Below are 283 nucleotides of genomic sequence, written 5' to 3'. Positions count from 1 at the left end.
CCGGGCGCGGGCAGGTCCCAGGGGTTGTTGTCGCAGACGTACACGGTGGCCAACTTCCGATTGACGACGGCCTCCACCCGAATCCGCCGCGTCCGCGTATGCCGGTGCGCGTTGGTCACCAACTCGCTGACACAGAGCCGGGCGTCGTCCACGAGGGGGGTGTACCCGCTGACTTGGAGGAGCGCACTGATGAACTCCCGGGCGAGCCGGGGGGCGTACGCGCTGCTGGGCACGGTGAGCCGATAGCTCTCGCCGCGGTGGTGTTGGGGGGTGGGGGTTGCTG

At 69.6% G+C, this 283-nt stretch carries 1 protein-coding gene; it reads right to left on the bottom strand.

The features are described 5' to 3' along the window. On the bottom strand, nt 1-283 hold a 283-nt coding region (locus BHU15_RS41875; RefSeq protein ID WP_438285005.1), incomplete at both ends, for an ATP-binding protein.

The sequence above is a fragment of the Streptomyces niveus genome (assembly GCF_001723055.1).
GTDB lineage: Bacteria > Actinomycetota > Actinomycetes > Streptomycetales > Streptomycetaceae > Streptomyces > Streptomyces niveus.
The sequence above is the reverse complement of the archived record's forward strand: the minus strand, read 5'-3'. Positions and strand labels throughout refer to the sequence as shown.